The sequence below is a fragment of the Bacillus sp. JJ1533 genome (assembly GCF_036965045.1).
Taxonomy (GTDB): Bacteria; Bacillota; Bacilli; order Bacillales; family Bacillaceae_L; genus Ferdinandcohnia.
The window spans coordinates 1-15,669 of sequence record NZ_JBALOV010000030.1; the positions used below are offsets into that span (position 1 = coordinate 1).

Below are 15,669 nucleotides of genomic sequence, written 5' to 3' on the forward strand. Positions count from 1 at the left end.
AGTATTGATTGCTCAATAAGTTTATTACTTAGAATTAAAACGTTGACGCTTGTATTGTGTTCAGTTTTCAAAGAACTTTTTTATCCGCTGTTCATCAGTGACTTTTATAATATATCATCTTTAAAAGTCTATGTCAACACCCTTTAATCTGTGATTCATTTTTTAAAAGGAGCCGTAACAGCGACCTAATTAATATACCAAGTTTGTAATCCACCGTCAACATAAATTATTCTGGAATTTTCGACCATTTTCGTCACCCTATCCTATTCCACGACAATTACAAAGTTCGACCTAAATAAAAAAGGATCCCAGATTGCGAATCTGGAATCCTCGTTTTTATACTAAGAAGATAAAGTACAACACAAAGATGATAAATAAAGCATACATGATTGGGTGTATTTCTTTTGCTCTTCCTTTTACCATCATGGTGATTGGGTAAAAGATGAAGCCGATCGCAATACCTGTCGCAATACTAGCTGTTAAAGGCATCGTCAAGATTGTTAAGAATGCCGGAACTGCAATTTCGAATTTTTTCCACTCGATATCACCTAAGGTTGCAACCATTAGTACACCAACAATGATTAATGCCGGTGAAGTAACGGCTGGCGTTACTACTCCTAAAAGAGGAGAGAAGAATAAGGCTAATAAGAAAAACACGGCTGTAATTACTGAAGCAAATCCTGACCTTGCACCTGCTGCAACTCCTGCTGTTGATTCAACATAAGAAGTAGTAGAAGAAGTTCCTAAGATTGCTCCAATTACTGTACCGCTTGAATCAGAAACTAATGCTCTTCCTGCTCGTGGAAGCTTATTATTTTTCATGATTCCTGCTTGATTCGCAACCCCTACAAGAGTTCCCGCTGTATCAAAGAAGTCTACAAACATAAATGTAAGAATAACAACTAACATATCTAGAGTGAAAATTTCTCCGAAGTGAGTTAATGCTGCTCCGAATGTTGGTGCTAAACTCGGTACAGAACTTACAATCTTATCAGGTGTATCAATTAAGTTAAATAACATCCCAATAATAGCTGTGACTACCATACCAATAAAAACTGCACCATTTATATTACGAACCATTAATATGACTGTAATAACAACACCAAAAACGGCTAATAATGTGTTTCCGTTAGATAAATCACCTAACGCTACCATAGTAGCTGGATCTGCAATAACAATGCCTGCATTTTTAAGTCCGATAAATGTAATAAATAAGCCAATCCCTGCACCAACGGCTAATTTTAAGTTTTGTGGGATGGCATCGATTATTTTTTCACGAATACGAGTTAAAGTTAGAATGACTAATACGATACCTGAAACTAAAACACCTGATAAAGCAGTTTGCCACGCAATTCCCATTCCTAGTACAACTGAGTAAGCAAAGAAGGCGTTTAATCCCATACCAGGAGCTAAGGCTACAGGGTATTTCGCAACGACACCCATGATAAATGTGCCAAGTGCTGCTGCAAGAGCTGTTGCTACAAACACTGCGTCTGCATCCATTCTTAATGCATCTGGTAAATCTGGTACATCGCTTAATGATAAAATAGATGGATTTACAAATAAAATATAAGCCATAGATAGGAATGTCGTAATTCCACCTATAATTTCACGTCTATAAGTAGTTCCAAGCTCGTCAAATTGAAAATACTTTTTCATATGATTCCCTCTCCCTTTGATCTATATCGTCGTAATTAAAACTGAGTCTTATATAAAACAAGCACACAAAAGCGCTCCAGAGAATGATCTGAAGCGCTTGACGTTAAGGTTAACGATAGAAAAGGAGAATCATAGTAGAAGACTCTCTTCATTATCTGTTATACCTCGTAGTCAAGCTAATTTACGGTAGCCTGGTAGAAACTTTTGGGCCATATCCCCAAGATTATACGACGTATTTCAACAAAATCTTTATTTCGACTTTATTATATGACAATGTACCTAGAGAGTCAATCTAAAAACGAACATTAATTTAATTATATTTTTTATCGTTCGTATATTATTCCCATTCAATTGTTGCTGGTGGTTTACTTGTAATGTCATACACCACTCTGTTTACATGACTAACTTCATTCACAATTCTTGTTGAAATGAGTTCAAGAACATCCCAAGGGATACGAGCCCAGTCAGATGTCATCCCATCAATTGATGTAACGGCACGGATTCCAATTGTGTAATCATATGTTCTTGCATCTCCCATTACTCCGACACTGCGGATATCTGGAAGGACGGTAAAGTACTGCCAAATTTCGCGTTCAAGACCCGCTTTTCTGATTTCTTCTCTGAGGATGTAGTCAGATTCACGAACAATCTCCAGTTTTTCATCAGTTACTTCACCTAACACACGAATACCAAGCCCAGGACCTGGGAATGGTTGACGCCATACAATCTCATCAGGAATACCGAGTTCTGTCCCTAATGCACGAACCTCATCCTTAAATAAAGTATTAAGTGGCTCGATTAATTGAAACTGCATATCTTCTGGCAATCCACCTACGTTGTGATGTGATTTGATCGTTTGTGCAGTTGCTGTACCACTTTCAATAATATCTGTATAAAGAGTTCCTTGTGCAAGATAATCAATGCCTTCTAGCTTTGCAGCCTCATCATCAAACACATAGATAAACTCATTTCCGATAATCTTACGTTTTTGTTCTGGATCACTTACGCCTTTTAACTTGGACAAGAAGCGTTCCTTAGCATCGATTTTAATCACATTCATATGGAAGCCTTCGCTAAAAGTCTTCATCACACTCTCTGCTTCTCCCTTACGAAGAAGTCCGTGGTCAACAAACATACATGTTAGTTGATCACCAATGGCTTTATGGATTAACACAGCAACAACTGAAGAATCTACACCGCCGCTGAGCGCACAGAGAACTTTTTTATCCCCAACCATTTGACGGATTTTTTCCATTTCGATTTCAATAAAGTTTTCCATGGACCAGCTTTCAGAGCATCCGCAAATACCGAATACAAAGTTTTTTAGAAGATCATTTCCATAAACTGAGTGACGTACCTCAGGATGGAATTGAACACCATACAAACTACGAGCCTTATTACTCATTGCTGAAATCGGGCAAGACGGGCTTACTGCATCAACAGTAAAACCTTCTGGTGTCTCAACAACAAGGTCTCCATGGCTCATCCAAACTACTTGTTCATTTGGGATGTTTGAAAAAAGAGCTGATTCGTTTTGAACATTAATGGTTGCTTTTCCGTACTCACGGTTATGCGCCTTTTCTACACGACCACCAAAGTGCTGCGTCATAAGCTGCATTCCATAGCAAATTCCTAATACAGGTATGCCTAGGTCAAAAATTTTCTCATCACATCTAAAAGAGTTTTCATCATAGACACTATTAGGCCCACCAGATAAGATGATTCCCTTTGGTTGCATTGCCTTAATTTCTTCCACTGTCAAAGTATGTGGGTGGAGTTCACTATAGACACCAAACTCACGGATTCTTCTCGTAATTAATTGATTATATTGGCTACCGAAATCTAAAACAACGATCATTTCTTGAACGTTATTCATAAAATCACCTCGTCTTATTTTGTAATATACCCTTTGGTTAATATACATAAAAAAATAGAATCCTGCCTAAAAAGGCAGGATTCTATTTCACGTACACAAATAGAATAGCTGCCTTCATAGTCAAACCATTTACGGTGGTTTGGTAGAAACTTTCGAACCATATTATCGAGGATATACGAAGGATACTTCTATTAAAATTGTGTTTTTATTCTATCAATCAGGTACCTATTGGTCAAGATGATATCTTTTTAATTAAATTTTCCCATAATTCCACGGACTTAACCCATTCTAAATGGGCATTGTCTTTTCGGTATAGAGCCCGTTCATAACTACGTGTCAATTGCTCCATTTCATTCCCTTTGTAATATTTATCTACTTGGATCGAATATTCCCTCAAGGTTTGCCCGTCTTTTCTTGGGAAGCCTACACGTTCCAATTGTTTTAACAATGCATGATAGGCTTTAAAATATGCCTCTTCATCTTTAGCGTTTTTGTATAACAAAATATAAAGATATGGCATCCATTTCTTTCTCGTCTTAAATAGAACATAGGTGATTAAGACGATACTCAAAATGAAAATAAGTGCATATTTCCATGAAAAAGCATCCGCCAGTTTTTCAAAAAGGCTGCTGTCTTTGTCTTCCGAAATGGGTGTTGCTATTGTTTCCTCCACTTCTTCTTCTTTAGGCATTTCCTCTGGTGTTGTTTGTGGTGTTTGACTATTTTGATCTCCATTCGTTGTTAAATCATAGGAAAATAAATTAGAGTTACTAAATCCCTTGGTTGGCTCAAAGGGTACCCAGCCAAACTCCGGAAAGTAAACCTCAACCCAGGAATGCGCGTTATTGTTCGTGATTTCATAGGTATTTGTTTCAATTCGCTCTCCTTCTGTATAGCCTTTTACCCATCTGGCGGGAATATCAGCTGCACGTAATAAAACAACCATTGAAGTTGAAAAATTATCACAATAACCTACTTTTGTATCAAACAAGAATTGATCGACATAGTCCTGGTTGCCTTCTGGTACAGCTACATTTTGCGTATCATAAGCAAATCCGTTTGCCTGGAAGTAATTTTCGACCGCCTTTACTTTTTCGTACCGATTTGTTTGTGAACCAGTGATGTCGAATGCAAGTTCTTTTACACGATCAGGCAGATCAATAGGTAACTGAGTGTACTTTTTTCTGAATTCCTCATTCAGCTCCATACTCCCTGGCTCTGTAATCTCAGTTAAGTGATTAATATAGTATTTCGGGTACTCATAATGAAGAGAATAGCCATCCAATTTAACATCATCATCGCCTCTGTAGGAAGAGATTTTTTCAGACAACGGATTAACGCTAAAATGGATATCAGGATCTACCTCTGCATAGGTCAATCCTAGTGGATATACGATATGCGAATATTTAAGATCCATTTGAATTTCGGTTTCGAATTCCTCTACCTCTGTTTTTTCTTCATACCAATCCAACACTGTGTTTTCACTGTAAAAAATCTGTTTTTCCGCTGTGTCTGATAATTTCCATCCCTTCCCGGTATACGTATCCTTGGATTCAACCCGCCAATAATGGCGCTTTTCGGTCTTTGCTGTAAAGACCACGGTATCATCGGCGATAAAGGGGCCACCTAGGTTTTGGTCATTCGTACCATAGCCAATTTTCTTAATTCCATTTATAGAGCCATTTACGTTTTCCTGCCCATACCCCTTTAAAAATGGAACTGGATCTGGCCATTGAGGCGCCGCCTTTGGTGACACATAGCCAATAAGTGTAGAAAAAAGAATAAATACAGCTAAAGGAATGGCCCATCTTTTACCGATATTTACATGCTTTGAAAGCTCCTTATCCTTTAATCGCTCAAATTGCAAGATTCCAAGCATGGTAAATCCGATTAACACCGTTCGAATAATCGCTGCCTGGGCATTATACGGGCTGAATGTATCAATCACCGTGATATAAATGATGGTCAACACGAAAAATAATAGGATTCTTTTTTGATGAGTGAACCAATAATGAAGTAAATAGCTCATTAACCATAGCAAAATGTAAAAGAGAAGTGTCCGGAATATCGGTGTCATTCCCATCCAATTCGCTTGGAACATGATTCCGATATTTTTCATGAAATCAGCAGCAAATTTACTTAACCACGCGCCATCTAAAAAATCCTCCTTAAAATAGAGCGAATGGATCATATAGAACATCAGGAAGACCTTCATTAGTGCACCGAGCCAAAACGGCACTCTCAGGAATAGCAATAGAAAGCATACACCAACAAAAATAACAAACTCAGATGTCTCCTGCGTATCTGTTACAGCTTTAAGTGGTCGTAGCCATTCCCAAAGCAACAGAAAGCCAAAGATATTCAATAATAGGTTGCGAATATCACGTTGTGCTGAAGTTTTACGCTTCATGATTTGTTCACCCCAGAAAAAGTATCTGCAAAATGCCCTTCATAGACGACTTTTGCAAATACATTGTGCTTTCGAACGGCTCCAAGGACCCCGATTTCCCCATTGGTAAGCTGAGTTCCTTTTTCCTTTATCACAAAAATTTGTAGGTCTGCATTCCGCATTGAAAATCTGCCGACTAATTGAACCGTATCCTCGCTTAACTCACTTGTAACTAACATAAATGTGACGGGCTGATAGATTTTTTTAAGCTCTGACTCGACAATTTGTGAAAAGGGAATGGAACTATTGTCTTTTACTTTTGCCAGGTGATGATAGATTACTTGTTGCTGGGATTCACCCTCTTTTAAAGGAAAAATCACTTGATCCTCCCCAATTGAAACAAATGAAACCTGGGCACCTTTTCTCAAAATTGCTTTTGTAAGGGAGGCAGTAAAGGTAACAGCTTGTTCAAAATGAGAGGACTTCGTTCGGTCCATGAAAATAACGACATCATGACTTTGCTGTTGTTCAAATTCCTTCGTCATTATATTATTTCGTCTAGCAGATGCCTTCCAATCAATCCATGAAAATCGATCACCTGGTGCATAATCTCTTACACCAATTGCAATCGCTGTATCCCGCTGCAATCTCACATTTGAAGAGGTCATCCCTTGTTCAAACCGGCTTTCGAGCTGTCGATACACCATATCTACGTACTGTGGATATACTAGAAACTGATTACGAACCGGTGCAATGGTTTCTTTTTCAATGAGTCCGAACAAATCTCCCGTCTTAATGCGAATCCCCTCTAACACATGCTCTCCCCTTGGGATTGAATCGAATTCGTATTTATAGGTTAGTTCCCGTTTGAACCATGGGAATAGAATGACCTTAGATTGTTTTGCTTGCTCATATTTTTTAAATTGGGATGGTAGAAGTTCCTCAACAATTAGGTACATTAATGGAAAAGGGAACTTTCTTCTAATAACAATGGTCGCTTCAAATTTTTCTCCTGCCATATACTCTGTTTGGTTGATGTGACGTACCAAGATAAAATCTTTAAGAGGGTAGATGGATAGAGCGAAAGAATATAAACCAAACGGAATGAAACTATAAAATAAAAACCAGCTTACAAATCCACCTTGAAACATCGCATAAACAAATGTTGCTACAATGAGAAGAAAGATATTGACGAGCTTTCCCGTTTCCTTTAACTTTCGAAATAGCCTCCTCATCAACGATTCAACGACCTTTGCACGGGAATAGGTGTTCTTTCAATGATTTTTGCCACTACCTTCTCGGTTGTCATTCCTTCAAATCTCGCTTCCGATTTTAAAATGAGTCGATGCGGAAGGACAAATGGTGCAAGGTATTGAATATCGTCTGGAATCACAAAATCTCTGCCGTGAATCAAGGCATAGGCTTGAGCCGCCTTCATTAAGGCGATTGAGCCACGCGGACTCGCGCCTAAATAAATAGAACTATGCTCCCTAGTTCGACTTACTAAGTCTACGATATATTCTTTAATGGTTTGATCCACATAGACCGCTTTCGCCTCGTTTTGAAGGGTCACCAGCTCTTCGAGGGTAATGACTGCTTCTAGTTGTTCAATTGGCTTAGACTGCTCTGCCCTATCTAAAACCTCAATTTCTTCTTTTACAGTGGGATATCCCATTTTCATTTTTAGCAGGAATCGATCGAGCTGTGCTTCTGGGAGTGGGTATGTTCCTTCATATTCAATTGGGTTTTGAGTTGCCATAACAAAGAATGGCTTCGGTAATGGACGAGTTACTCCATCAACCGTGAGGCTACTTTCCTCCATTCCTTCAAGCAAGGCTGATTGCGTCTTCGGAGATGTCCGGTTAATTTCATCTGCAAGTACAATATGACCAATAATTGGCCCGGGTCTGAACTCGAATTGAAGTTCTTTTGGATTATAAATAGACGTACCCGTTACATCAGACGGCAAAAGGTCTGGCGTAAACTGAATGCGTTTAAAATCCGCACTCACTGATTTCGCAAGGGAACGCACCATCATTGTCTTACCTACTCCTGGTACATCCTCAAGTAAAACATGCCCTTCCGCTAATAACGCAACCAAACTTAGTGTGGCCACATCTCTTTTTCCGATCATGACTTTTTCAATGTTTTCTATCACTCTTCCTAAAACTGGATGTAACATATCAAGCTGCGCCATTTTCTGTCCCCCTAAAACCTCGTATCGTCTTACAATATATGTAACTATTATACTATCCACCCTCTAATTATAAAAGCGATTAAAAACGATTCCATAATCCGCAAACAACAGCCATTTGGCCCGTTCTTAATATTGTCATTAGAAAAAGCTGTTTTTGTGAATTTTGTTGTTTTTGATATAGCTATTAATAAGTATTATTAGACACTTTGGGTGTTCCCTCTAGTGATTGGAGCGTATGGCACGAGATCCTTGAAAATGCACGCATTTTCTTCGTGCGGTGTAGTTTCAAAGAAGCCAATTCAATGTCCTGCGGGAATAGCGAGCCAAGCGAGACCCCGCAGTGAGAATTAATGTTCGAAGCCTAAGAGCGCCACGTCCTGTGGCAACGGCTTCGTGACCTACATCGTGTAGGCCTGAGGAGGCTTGCGGATCGCCCGCGGAAAGCGAGTGCCAGAAGCGGAAATCACCCTATTTCCACCAATAAACTTTAAATTAATAACAACAATCTTTTAGAAAAGAGCCTAATAAAAAAAGACTCAGATCCTTAAAATCTGAGCCATAGGTTGGTATTCTATTAAACGAGACTAGAAAGGACATGAACACGGAGGATGATTCCTGCTAGACGTTGGTCTTCGTCCACCACAGCTAATGGGAACTTTGTTTCCAAGGCCTTTGGAATAATATCCTGAATGTATTCATCCTTTGAAACTGTAAAGATATCGTCCCTTATTACATCAGACAATCTTTTCTTCTCTTTAATTCCAGCTATACAGTCGTCAATAGTTACGATTCCCTCTAAGCGTCTGTGCTTGTTAACGACGAATACACTTGAAATCCCATTCTTCTGCATTTCTTTTACTGCTATTTGTAAATTATCCTTTAGAGATACTAAAGCATTCGATTGAATCATCACGTGCTCTGCCTGCAGAATTTTTGAACGGTCAATATCCTTGATGAACTCGGAAATATAATCATTCGCAGGCGTCTCAATGATTTCCTCTGGTGTCCCAATTTGTTCGACAACTCCATCCTTCATCACAGCAACACGATCTCCTAGTTTAAAAGCTTCATTAATATCATGTGTGATAAAAATAATCGTCTTTTGAAGCTTGTCTTGTAGCTCCAAGAGCTCAAGTTGCATTTCTCTACGAATGAGAGGGTCAAGTGCACTAAATGGTTCATCCATAAGGAGAATATCTGGGTCATTTGCAAGTGCTCGAGCAAGTCCTACACGTTGCTGCATTCCTCCAGAGAGCTCTCCCGGATATTTATCCTCGTATCCTTTTAACCCAACACTTTCAATATTTTTTATCGCAATTTCTCTACGTTCTTCCTTTGAAACATTTTTAATCTCAAGTCCATATTCTACATTCGCTAAAACCGTTCTGTGACTGAACAGACCAAAATGCTGAAACACCATTGCAATTTTATCCTGTCTGAATTTCTTCAGTTGGGAAGAGTTATAGCGAACAACATCTTCTCCATCCACATAGATAGCTCCAGACGTTGGTTTATTTAAAAGGTTGAAGCACCGTATTAGGGTTGACTTACCACTGCCGGAAAGTCCCATAATGACAAAGATTTCCCCTTTTTTAATTTCCATTGATGCTTTGTACACCCCAACGGTGTGGTTCGTCTTTTCTAAAATTTCTTTTTTGCTCATTCCCTTTTGGACCATTGGAATGATCGATTTCGGTTTTGGACCAAATATTTTTGAGACGTTCTCTATTTTAATTTTCGTTTCCATTATTCAGACCCCCTGTGCTTCTGGAAAGAGCTTGCTACTCCTGTTGTCACACGGTCAATAATGATAGCTAGAAAGACAATACTAATACCCGCTTCAAATCCGAGTGCCATATCGATTCGGTTAATCGCAATCAGAACCTGTTCTCCAAGTCCCTTTGCCCCAACCATTGACGCAATAACAACCATCGCAAGTGCCATCATTGTGGTTTGGTTTACCCCCGCCATAATCGTTGGAAGCGCCTGCGGCAATTGAACCTTTGTTAGCATCTGCCATCTTGATGAACCGAATGATTGAGCAGATTCAATCACATCTTTATCCACATTCCGAATTGCTAGTTCAGTCAATCTGATAACAGGTGGCAACGCATATATTAACGTTGCAAATACTGCTGAAACATTCCCTAGACTGAAGAAGAAAATCGCAGGGATTAAATAAACAAAACTTGGCATGGTCTGCATCGCATCTAGAACCGGCCTCATCATTACAGAAAATCCTTTACTGAATGCCATCCACACACCGAGTGGAATCCCGATAATGAGAGAGATAAGCACGGATGTCAAGACTATGGCAATTGTAATCATCAATACATCCCATAAGCCAAACGTTCCAATTAAGAAAATAAAGAATGCATATAACACACCCGAAAGAACAGATTTAAAACGCCATCCTAAAAGGAAAATAATAATTAAGAAGAGCCACCATGGAATGAAATTAAGAAAACCGCTTATTCCATTGATTGTTTGAGAGGAGATTAGATGTATGAAATCAAAAAACCCTTCGAAAGTTGTATCAATCCATTTAATAAATTTTTCTACATATTCACCGATAAATTCCCAACGAATATCCGGAAAACTACCCATAAGCAGGTTACATGATGTAACCATTCACCTCACTTTTATTTACGACAAACTTTGTTTAAAAATGCAGTAGTTGGCAGGTCGCCAACTACTACAAGTCTTCTACTCTAATGAACTCTTAACTTTTTCAGCAATGTCTTCTGAGACCCAAGAAGTCCAGACATCTTCATGCTGCTTCATCCACCACTCGGCAGCCTCTTCGGCCGAAGCATCATTTTCATTCATATATTTAAGAGCTTCTTCTGTTAAGTCGTTACTCGTTTGATATTTTTTTAGAAATTCCACAACCTCTGGTGCTTGTTCAGGCATGTCCTTGTGAACAGCTACAACAACATCATTGGGTGGAAATGCCGTACCAAAGTCTTTGTTCCATTGTTCTTCGTTATATTCTGGTTCTTCTAAAAGAGTAAGATCATATTTTGCAGTGACCCATGTTGGTGACCAGTAATATCCGACCCAACCTTCACCTTTTTCATATGCATCAACGAGAGTGGCAACTGCACTTGAATCTGATCCTGGGCTAATATAATTAAACGTATCTCCTAACCCATATGTGTCAACTTTAGCTGCCATTGTTTCCCCAACAGCCCATCCTGTAGGAGCACCTACGATTAGACCTTTACTTGAATCCTCTGGGTCAGGGAATACTTCAGGGTATTTTTTCAAGTCCTCAACCGTTTTTAAGTCTGGCGCTAACGGCTCAATTCCTCTTTCTTCGTCCCCTTCAATCACATAAGTTGGAACATAAAACCCTTGGCTATTATCATCAAAGTTTGTAGATACAGTTTCAATATCTCCAGCATCTGTCATTTCTTTATAAAGCTCTTTTACATTGTCAGTCCAAACTTCCATATACACATTGATGTCACCTTGTCGCAAGCCTTCAAGCGTCGCCGCAGTTGATCCCGCTGTTACATCTGTTTTATAGCCGTATCCTTCTTCAATAATTTTTTGAGCGATGGTGTTATGAACACGAATACTATCCCACCCAGCATCTGCAAGTACAATTTTATCTAGTTTTTTTGGTTCTCCATCACCTGAAGACCCTTCACTACTACATCCAACTAAGGCCAGTAGCAAAACAGCTAATAATGTAAATAACTTTTGTTTCATAAATGATTTCTCCCCTTTTTATTTAGTAGTAAACCGTTTAATTTACTTCAATCAATAACAAATAACCCTTAAAAATGAATAGTCATTCATTTTTTGGTACCAAGATATTTCTGCCTAACTTCTCCAACAATTGCACAATATTGATTAGTTTAATAGAAAGGTGACAATTAATCAGTCAGACGAAAAATGCAGATGACGGTATAGGCTACATTTTTCAAATATTTGAGGATACTTCTTTGGAACTATTGATCTTGGAGGAAATATAAAAATTGTTCGTTTAACAGTGGTGAACTTCAGGGTTACAATAAAAGTATAGAGGAATAATAAAATGAGGACAAACTTGATAATCCAGCATATCCCGGGATAAACTAGCATATTTCATGATTTCAAAACCTCAGAGGTGAAAAGTGTTTTATCCTTCCAAGATACTCCCATATCCTCTCATATCCTCCGAATTTGGTGTAATTTTCAGTTTTTTTAACAAGATACACTATATGTAGTATTACTTAATCCTTATTACCTACAAATAGTGTCTAATCAACACCTGAGCATTGCTGATAAAAGAACAAAACCAGATATTAGCATAACGGGTTCGGATACCTGTCACATTTTATGAAAATGCATTTAAAAATATCCCTATGTTCGCTATACCTTTTGTTCTGCAAAATACAGGGCTTTTTGTTGTATATAAGGACATTACAAATTGTCGTTAAAAGTATTTTAGGGCCAAGGCCAGGCCCGATTATAACTGAATGTTGATTTCACCGTGTATAAAAAATAAAAGTAAAAATTCCGCTTAAATTGAGAAATATCCATATTTCCTTAAAAAAAAGGGGATTTTTTCCGCTTATATGATACAAATCTCTTGATTATGTCTTATTTAGAGGAGTTAACCGGAAAATTTCCGCTTATTTCTGCTTTTTGAGCCTCCTTTTGTACATTAGCCGGAAATTCTCCGCTTATGTTTTCTCATAGCTACGCGAAAATCAGCAATAGCCAAGGCCGAAGAATAACGTGGATTCTAAATAAAAAACACCGCATTTTGCAGTCCAATTTGCACAGCAACAGAAATCTCTGTAACCTTACATTGTGATATGCAAATTGGACTACAGTTTAACGCCTATTTTTATAATTTTTCCGCATTATATCAACAAAGGAAAGACCATCAAATTCTATTACAAATCGATGGTCTTTTTCATATGCATTTTTAGTTTTTGTGACAGGAAACAGAACCCGTTAATATTAGCATCTGGTTTTGTTTTCCTCCTATTTAATTTGCCTTTTTTTCTTCTGTAAATACTTTTCATTAATCACCAGCACTTTTCCGTCATCTGCCGGTCTATATTTACGAAACTTGAATTTGTTTTTTTCAATTAAGTTATTCCCAACCATATAGATTGGTAGGATGATGACTAAGTTAATCAGCATTTGGAGCAATAGGTTTAATTCTTTTTCAAATATATAAATGGTAAATACCGCATGAAATGCAAACGAAACCAATAACACAATAAGTACATTACATATATGAAAAGCGATCACACTCGTTTTTTCACGAAACATTCGCTCTAGTTCAATCTTAAAGAAAAGTGTAATAAACACTGAAATCCCGATTGCAATAAGGGTAACAAAGTATGTAAAAACAGTGGCCATTTTCGCCTATCCCCTCGCCTCATTTTCATTATCATTCTTTAGCACAAGAGAATTGATTATATATCCTAATTGTAACACATCCTATGAAAAAGCGGTCTCGAACAAGATGTCACCTATAAATATGGATGTATGTTAAAATTGCCTAAAGTAAAATTACATCATTAGAAAAGAGGCGAAACTGTGTTTGATAAAATCAAAAGACAACTAAGAAACATTGCGCGAGGGAGCAGCAGTAGGAGGCACCGTTCCTTCGGAGGAAGCAGCAGCCACAAAAGACATCGTTATTACGGGGGAAGTAGTAGTAAAAGAAGGCATCGTTACTTTGGAGGAAGCAGCAGCCGAGGACATAAATATAACCCAATGAGTGGCAGTAAACGCTATAAACGCAGGAGCTGGGGAAGTAGCAGCTAAAACGAGTTAATCACTAATTCCGAAAGCTTTAACTGCTGCATAAAGGTCGTTCAAAATTTGATTGATCGTCGAATATGGTTTATCTATCCTTAGCAGCTTTTTTAATAGAGAAACTGTCTTCGGTTTTAACGAAAGTTCTTCTGTCCACGGAAGGGCTTTTTTCGCTTTCGAAGGATATGTTGTATAAAGCAAATATAAAAGAATATCTCCTAAGTCATAATAATCCTGAAGTTTTAATTCCTCAGAATTCTTTATAAGCTGCACTTGTTTTGCCAAACCAAAATCGATTAAATATGGCTTATTTTGTTTTAATAAAATGTTTGGTATCCGTAAATCAAGATGGTAAATGTCTCTTTTATGAAGGTAATCAACTAATTGAATTAACTTAGCAAGAAATAATAATGACTCTTTCTCATTAAATGTCTTCTTATTTAGAAAAATTTCGTCCTCTAGGTTTACCCCATCAATATAGCTCATTGCATAAAAATAATGACCTCTTTCCGAAAAGGCTTCATAGAACATCGGCATTTGATGATGTTTCAGATTCCTCATGATTGACACTTCATCATGAAACAGCTTAATTTCATTCTGATTTCTACGCTTACTTGGTCGCAGTTGTTTTATGACGATAGCTTCCTTCGTTTGTAAATCACGACAAACATAGACAATGCCATAACTTCCAGTCCCAATCATATCTAAAACCCGGTACCGCTGATTTAGCATTTCTGCTTCTTTAATCGGTTTATCAACTAAAAACTGATGTATCTTTCGAAAGGGACGTAGCATGATATACTCCTTTTTGGTTTAGGTTTACCATTTTCTAGAATGGGATTCATCGCAAAAAAGTCTATAGAAGAACAAATAGATGCTTCCCCTATAGACTATTTAAAAATATTTTTTATAAAAGTATTGCTATCATTATTCGTTTTGTTTACACTAATAAACGGCAAAAAAACTTATGCATTTTAAAAGTCTGAATGCCATGTGCCGAAGTTTTAGGTCTGTCTTAAATGTCCTATTTTCAACTTACCAGGTTAGATTTCTAGGATTAGACTCCTGAAACTTCAGCTTCACTGACTTCTTCATCTTCTTCAGTTTGAGCTTTTACATAGTCAATCATTACGATTGTTTCATCATCCTCATGTTTAATCGTACAGTTACTGTATTCCTTTTTAATTTCTTCAACTCTAACAGTATGACCGATTTCAAACTCAGTGATGTCAATTTCAATAAAATCAGGAATATCACTCGCTTTTGCTGTTAGATCCAATTCATAAATAAATTGTTTCGCAACTCCTCCAGCCTTCTCACCAATAGATGTTCCCTTTAGAATTACATTCACTTTAGTATCGATTTCGGTATCCTTATTGACTTGAAGAAGATCTACATGAAGAACCTCTTTCGTTACAGGGTTATGTTGGTAATCTCTTAAAATAACATTTGTTGATTTTCCATCAAGATCTAATGGGAAAATACCATTTCTACCAACTTCCTTAAGTACTTTTCTTAAATCAGCATTGTTGATCAAAATAGATTCTGTTTGAACATTACTTCCATAAACAACAGCAGGGATTTTCCCATCTTTTCTCCATTTTTTTAAAGTAGATTTTTTGAACGTTTTTCTTTCTTCCGCTACTAGCGTACTCATATTATTTCCACCTTTCTGAATTTACTTCTTAGTCATTAGTTTTTGTAGAAACTATATTCTAAGAAATATTAGAATTAGTTATACTTCTAGTATATCGAATCCTTGAGTTTATTTCATGTAAT

At 37.6% G+C, this 15,669-nt stretch carries 12 protein-coding genes and 2 riboswitches; of the genes, 1 reads left to right on the forward strand and 11 read right to left on the reverse strand.

Translation table 11 applies throughout. From position 1 onward, the window contains the following. Positions 1-336: 336 nt before the first annotated feature. From V7138_RS15865 to V7138_RS15905, 9 genes are all read right to left on the reverse strand, one after another. Entirely contained in the window at positions 337-1,659 is a 1,323-nt protein-coding gene (locus tag V7138_RS15865; protein WP_335399062.1) for an NCS2 family permease, read from the reverse strand. 148 nt (positions 1,660-1,807) lie between these two features. Further along, positions 1,808-1,910: riboswitch (purine riboswitch) on the reverse strand. Positions 1,911-1,996: 86 nt separating this feature from the next. Then, positions 1,997-3,535 carry a glutamine-hydrolyzing GMP synthase gene (guaA, locus tag V7138_RS15870; RefSeq protein ID WP_335399064.1) on the reverse strand — a complete coding sequence of 513 codons (1,539 nt, stop codon included), beginning with the start codon at positions 3,533-3,535 and terminating at the stop codon, positions 1,997-1,999. Positions 3,536-3,632: 97 nt separating this feature from the next. Continuing rightward, a riboswitch (purine riboswitch) is annotated at positions 3,633-3,734 on the reverse strand. A gap of 33 nt (positions 3,735-3,767) precedes the next feature. Next, positions 3,768-5,945, reverse strand: a complete 2,178-nt coding sequence (locus V7138_RS15875) for a transglutaminaseTgpA domain-containing protein (protein WP_335399066.1) — start codon at positions 5,943-5,945, stop codon at positions 3,768-3,770. Beyond that, positions 5,942-7,159 (reverse strand): DUF58 domain-containing protein, encoded by a 1,218-nt coding sequence (locus V7138_RS15880; protein ID WP_335399149.1) that lies wholly within the window; start codon positions 7,157-7,159, stop codon positions 5,942-5,944. The genes V7138_RS15875 and V7138_RS15880 overlap by 4 nt, the downstream gene beginning before the upstream one ends. Continuing rightward, complete coding sequence (locus V7138_RS15885; RefSeq protein ID WP_335399068.1) at positions 7,159-8,121, reverse strand: AAA family ATPase; 963 nt, start codon at positions 8,119-8,121, stop codon at positions 7,159-7,161. The genes V7138_RS15880 and V7138_RS15885 overlap by 1 nt, the downstream gene beginning before the upstream one ends. Positions 8,122-8,695: 574 nt before the next feature. Next, positions 8,696-9,868: a quaternary amine ABC transporter ATP-binding protein gene (locus tag V7138_RS15890; RefSeq protein WP_335399070.1), complete on the reverse strand. Its 1,173-nt coding sequence runs from the start codon at positions 9,866-9,868 to the stop codon at positions 8,696-8,698. Further along, positions 9,868-10,728, reverse strand: coding sequence for an ABC transporter permease (locus V7138_RS15895; RefSeq protein WP_335399151.1), 861 nt, complete (start codon positions 10,726-10,728; stop codon positions 9,868-9,870). The genes V7138_RS15890 and V7138_RS15895 overlap by 1 nt, the downstream gene beginning before the upstream one ends. Positions 10,729-10,827: 99 nt before the next feature. Next, the gene (locus tag V7138_RS15900) at positions 10,828-11,838 is read right to left on the reverse strand and encodes an ABC transporter substrate-binding protein (RefSeq protein WP_335399072.1); all 1,011 of its coding nucleotides are present in this window, start codon (positions 11,836-11,838) and stop codon (positions 10,828-10,830) included. Positions 11,839-13,104: 1,266 nt separating this feature from the next. Continuing rightward, positions 13,105-13,488 carry a hypothetical protein gene (locus V7138_RS15905; protein ID WP_335399074.1) on the reverse strand — a complete coding sequence of 128 codons (384 nt, stop codon included), beginning with the start codon at positions 13,486-13,488 and terminating at the stop codon, positions 13,105-13,107. Between the two features lie 214 nt (positions 13,489-13,702). Between V7138_RS15905 and V7138_RS15910 the strand changes: the two genes are divergently transcribed. Beyond that, the gene (locus tag V7138_RS15910; RefSeq protein WP_335399076.1) at positions 13,703-13,852 is read left to right on the forward strand and encodes a hypothetical protein; all 150 of its coding nucleotides are present in this window, start codon (positions 13,703-13,705) and stop codon (positions 13,850-13,852) included. A gap of 53 nt (positions 13,853-13,905) precedes the next feature. On the opposite strand, the gene V7138_RS15915 is transcribed toward V7138_RS15910, so the two are convergent. Both V7138_RS15915 and V7138_RS15920 read right to left on the reverse strand, forming a co-directional pair. Next, complete coding sequence (locus V7138_RS15915; RefSeq protein ID WP_335399078.1) at positions 13,906-14,685, reverse strand: serine/threonine-protein kinase; 780 nt, start codon at positions 14,683-14,685, stop codon at positions 13,906-13,908. A gap of 262 nt (positions 14,686-14,947) precedes the next feature. Beyond that, on the reverse strand, positions 14,948-15,547 hold the full coding sequence (locus tag V7138_RS15920; protein WP_335399079.1) for a 50S ribosomal protein L25: 600 nt from the start codon (positions 15,545-15,547) through the stop codon (positions 14,948-14,950). Positions 15,548-15,669 lie beyond the last annotated feature (122 nt).

Bases quoted from the DNA above. Each gene is read 5' to 3' on its own strand.
- V7138_RS15920 (WP_335399079.1), bottom strand. From the start codon at position 15,547: ATGAGTACGCTAGTAGCGGAAGAAAGAAAAACGTTCAAAAAATCTACT.
- guaA (WP_335399064.1), bottom strand. From the start codon at position 3,535: ATGAATAACGTTCAAGAAATGATCGTTGTTTTAGATTTCGGTAGCCAA.
- V7138_RS15900 (WP_335399072.1), bottom strand. From the start codon at position 11,838: ATGAAACAAAAGTTATTTACATTATTAGCTGTTTTGCTACTGGCCTTA.
- V7138_RS15865 (WP_335399062.1), bottom strand. From the start codon at position 1,659: ATGAAAAAGTATTTTCAATTTGACGAGCTTGGAACTACTTATAGACGT.
- V7138_RS15880 (WP_335399149.1), bottom strand. From the start codon at position 7,159: ATGAGGAGGCTATTTCGAAAGTTAAAGGAAACGGGAAAGCTCGTCAAT.
- V7138_RS15890 (WP_335399070.1), bottom strand. From the start codon at position 9,868: ATGGAAACGAAAATTAAAATAGAGAACGTCTCAAAAATATTTGGTCCA.
- V7138_RS15905 (WP_335399074.1), bottom strand. From the start codon at position 13,488: ATGGCCACTGTTTTTACATACTTTGTTACCCTTATTGCAATCGGGATT.
- V7138_RS15895 (WP_335399151.1), bottom strand. From the start codon at position 10,728: ATGGGTAGTTTTCCGGATATTCGTTGGGAATTTATCGGTGAATATGTA.
- V7138_RS15885 (WP_335399068.1), bottom strand. From the start codon at position 8,121: ATGGCGCAGCTTGATATGTTACATCCAGTTTTAGGAAGAGTGATAGAA.
- V7138_RS15915 (WP_335399078.1), bottom strand. From the start codon at position 14,685: ATGCTACGTCCCTTTCGAAAGATACATCAGTTTTTAGTTGATAAACCG.
- V7138_RS15875 (WP_335399066.1), bottom strand. From the start codon at position 5,945: ATGAAGCGTAAAACTTCAGCACAACGTGATATTCGCAACCTATTATTG.